General features: G+C 31.3%; 4 protein-coding genes and 2 pseudogenes. 5 read left to right on the forward strand and 1 reads right to left on the reverse strand.

The genetic code is table 11. The features are described from left to right. Positions 1-170: 170 nt before the first annotated feature. From AC1DJR_RS21570 to AC1DJR_RS21590, 5 genes and pseudogenes are all read left to right on the forward strand, one after another. Positions 171-326: pseudogene (locus tag AC1DJR_RS21570) on the forward strand (ArsR/SmtB family transcription factor); the annotation flags it as partial. Positions 327-515: 189 nt separating this feature from the next. After that, positions 516-1424: a response regulator aspartate phosphatase gene (locus AC1DJR_RS21575; RefSeq protein WP_477003463.1), complete on the forward strand. Its 909-nt coding sequence runs from the start codon at positions 516-518 to the stop codon at positions 1422-1424. 379 nt (positions 1425-1803) lie between these two features. Then, entirely contained in the window at positions 1804-2100 is a 297-nt protein-coding gene (locus AC1DJR_RS21580; RefSeq protein ID WP_429688260.1) for a transposase, read from the forward strand. 78 nt (positions 2101-2178) lie between these two features. Further along, positions 2179-2793 carry a hypothetical protein gene (locus AC1DJR_RS21585; protein ID WP_477003464.1) on the forward strand — a complete coding sequence of 205 codons (615 nt, stop codon included), beginning with the start codon at positions 2179-2181 and terminating at the stop codon, positions 2791-2793. A gap of 14 nt (positions 2794-2807) precedes the next feature. Continuing rightward, a complete protein-coding gene (locus tag AC1DJR_RS21590; protein ID WP_477003465.1) occupies positions 2808-3308 on the forward strand; it encodes an RES family NAD+ phosphorylase in 501 nt (166 codons plus the stop codon). A 442-nt stretch (positions 3309-3750) separates the two neighbouring features. Here the strand turns inward: AC1DJR_RS21590 and AC1DJR_RS21595 are convergent. Beyond that, positions 3751-3881: pseudogene (locus AC1DJR_RS21595) on the reverse strand (tyrosine recombinase XerS); the annotation flags it as partial. Between the last annotated feature and the right edge of the window lie 199 nt (positions 3882-4080).

Below are 4080 nucleotides of genomic sequence, written 5' to 3' on the forward strand. Positions count from 1 at the left end.
CTTGTATATATTTATGTAGATCTTCTCTATCAAAATACGAGCTTCCTGTTTTAGCTTTCTTTTCTAATTCGCTAGCATTCATTTTTTAATTTAATTTTTCTAAGATAGAAGGTAATAATCACGCTCTTCTTTTTTTATTATTTACAAATTTCTAATCTCTTATAATATAGTTACCAGAAGTATTAGATGTACCTCAATCTATCGTATTTTAGTACCTGTCTAAAAAACGCGGAAAGACTCTTTGTTCAGAAAGAAGGGGATTAGAGATGTACTTTCATATTGTGAATTACAAAGCATATCAGATTATTAGTGTGCTAGGTTTATAGAAGAGTATTGGACCGCAGAACAAGAATCTCATTTCATTTTGAGATTTTGTTTTACTATAGTTCTGAAAATAATAGTTTTAATTTTCTGAATTTTGTTGATATATATTTGAAAATACACCTATTAAATTACAAATTCTGTTATTATATTATTAAAAGAATATATGATAATTGGTATTGAGGGGGTAGATTATGAATATAGCAATCAAAGGAAACGAACAGATTCTGGGCTTATTAAATGATTGGTATGTGGAAATTCGTGCACGGCGCATAAGTAATGCGCATCGTTTAAAAGAAGAAATTGATGATAAAATTCAAAACATAGAAGATCAGGACTTATTATTATACGATCAAGCCGAAAAATTATTAGAGCTTATCAATGATGACGTTGAGAAAGCTGAATTTTATTATAAGTTAGGTGCATTCCATTTTGATATTTGTGATTCACTGGTCTCTTTTCAGTACACAACAAAGGCAAAAGAAATGTTTTTAGCCCATGCTGATTATGAGCGTAATGTCGGCTTTTGTGAGAACTTGTTGGGGTTAGCTTGTATAAACTTAAAAGAATGGTCATTAGCAGAGGAACATTTTGCGGCTGCAATGGACAAGTTCCAAAAAGTCGGAGAAGATAAGTTTATTATTATGGTGCGCCATAATTTGGGTTGGATGTATTCTAAGCAAAACCTATCATCTTTAGCGATTCGTTATTTATCTGAAGTCATTGAAAAGTCTCCAAACCATTACAAAGCCATGTATGCAAAGGCATTGGAACATTACAAACTGGACGAGCGAGATGTCGCAGCAGAACTCATTGAGAACGGTTTAAATATTAGTAAGAAACTAAATCAAGAAGAGTTCATACATCGATATCTCATTTTACAAGAGCTAAACAATGCTTCACCTACTCAAATACTCGAAACAGTAGTGCTAGCAGGAATTGATTACTTCGAAAGAGAAGGATTGTATGAAGATGTTCAGGAGTCTTATGAGACGCTGGGAACAAAATTTTATGATGAAAAGAATCATCATGCGGCGAGTAAGTATTTCCATTTAGGGTTGCAAGCGAAACGAAAGTCTTTTGAGGAAGGAGCTTTAAAATGAAAAAAATAGTATTCAGTTTATTGGGAATTGTCACCGCTATAACCTTGACTATAGGTGTAACGAATACAGCGAAGACTCCACAATCTTACGAGGTGATTCAAGGTCTTTCAATTGGAGATCACGGTGGTTGATACACTAATTTAATGTATAATAAAAAGGGCTAGGATTAATCATCTAGTCCTTTTTTTATTGATTGGATATTCTAATTGGTCTTTATCAGCATTAATACTAGGATGAGTTTTCATAAGGTTCAATTCGTCAAATTGGTAAGACGTATGCTGTGATTCGACTCGAATTCTGCTGCGTCTTTGGTTCAAATAAGAAAAAATGCAATTGGGGAGTGAAGGTCAATAAAGAATCATATCAGGAGCTGCAACTACTGCAAACAAATAAGAAATGGTCTCACCTAAAGCAAAAACAGCGTGAAACTATATCAACTTGGCTGAGAGAAGCTTATATAGAGAAGATTAAGGTTCATAACCCTAGATTGAAACCGAGAGAACATGAGAATGTTCTAGAAATTGTAATGAGTAAAATCTATGATCATGAAATTTGGATTCCAGATTACAAGGTCGAAAAGTATTACAAAGGAAAAATAAATAAATGGTATAACAAAAACATTTCATTGGAAGAAAATGATAGGGGGGAGATATTAAACATGATATCGGAAATGTAATTATCAAGCTTAGTATAATTATTTATTTAAGAAGAAAATGATTAGACGTAACAAATCAAAATAAGGGGAAATTTGATTATGGATATGAAGAAGATAGAAGATTCCGTTGAGAACGCTCTAATACTTGAAAACCAAAAGAATAATTTAATAGATGAATCCGTAATAAGTAATAATATTAATGGTTTAACAACAATGGATGMAGTGTCAAAAATAGATTTAAGTGGATATAAATCGGCAATGGATGAAGTGTCAAGAGTAGATTTAAGTGGATATAAATCAGCAATGGATGCAKTGTCAAGAATAGATTTAAGTGGGTATAAATCGGCGATGGATGCRGTGTCAAAAATAAGCTCTAATTGGGTTCTAACAGATTCAGTTGTTAATGCAATGTCTTTAGAAAATAAGGAAAAAGAGACTAAATACATATTCGGTAAAATACCGAAGGATACTTATCATTTATGTCAAAGCTTTAATGACGATAGTGAGAAATTGGAATATATTCTCGAAAGTAAAGAAAATACTGAATCCATACCTGTCCGTGAAATACCAAGAGTATTAGCAATTACAGATATTGTAACAAGTCTTAGCACAAAGGATGTTTTTAGTCTTTATAGACACCTTGCTCAATTCCCGATGCTTGGTTTAGAACATGCAGTGGAAGAAGAATATTCGATGAAATTAATACGAACTTAATTACTGTTGAAAAATTGACCTTATTCCGTGCAAGGGATCGAGATGCTAATGAGAGAAAGTTACCATATACTGATTTAGAAATGTTTAAAGCGCCTTATGGTGTATCGGGACAAGGTAGATATAATATTTCTGGTCAAGGAGAGTTAYATACTTGTGATGTTAAAGAAGTGGCTCTAAGTGAAATAGCTTCAGATAATCCTAATTTAAGATATGACATTATTGAATGGCAACTTTCAATACCGGTGAAATTTTTAGATCTGTCAAATTCTCAATCTCAATTAGTCCAATATTGTAGCTTTGAAAAAACAACTCGGAATGGACAAGAATATATATTCCCTAATTTTCTGGCACAATGTGCAAAATATCATGGAGTACATGGAATTGTTTATAGGAGCGTGGCAAGCCCTCAAGCATTAAATTATGTTTTCTTTGATTATGAACAAAATTGGTTTAAAACTATTGATTTTGAATTTGATATTGTACAAACTACTAATAATATTATAAGTCTTAAATAAGGTTCAATAATGCAGAGGAAACATAAGGTTATAAAGGAGATGGTTCTGGTGCAAAAATTCTTACTAGAAACATAGTTAAGATGTTTCTAGTATAAACGGAAACGAACAACACCAATATATAAGAAACTCAGAGCAGGTCATGGACAAGATGTCGGTGTAAATTATAAGTCATGGTTGGAGTTGAAGTACATATATTAAGGAAGTTAGGGTTAAAGAATTAGTAGAATGCATTTAATTTATACTGTAATCAATCTTTTATATATATTTCAAATTCCACTCCTCAAACCACGTATTTTGATCAATCTATTTTCAAAATACGTGGTTTTTTGTATTGTAACATCAATGTTTATAACTCATTTTGGATTAAAATTTATTTTAAAGCTACAAATAAACATAGGTGATTTGATACTATTCAAATTGCATTCTTTCTAAACATTCTATTTCTAAGCCCAGTACCTAAAATGAGGCTTATAATGGTTATATCTCTTTCTTTATCACGCCGAAAAAACTATATTTTCGGCGTGATATATCTTTTAACATTTCTCCGTAATTATTTGCTGAAAATTGAAGAAAGGTATATCTTACTTAGTACTCGTTTAACAACCTAAATAGACATAATAAAAAAGAAGATAAGTGCAATAAAAATATGACTAAATATAAATAATATACTTTCATTTGCAATAGAATGGGATGATCTAGAATTATGCCGAATTAATTTTTTTATTATTAAGCCATATATCATAGAAACTAAAATAAGTAGAAGTAATAGCAT

This window comes from Bacillus sp. 05T31 (genome assembly GCF_056396725.1).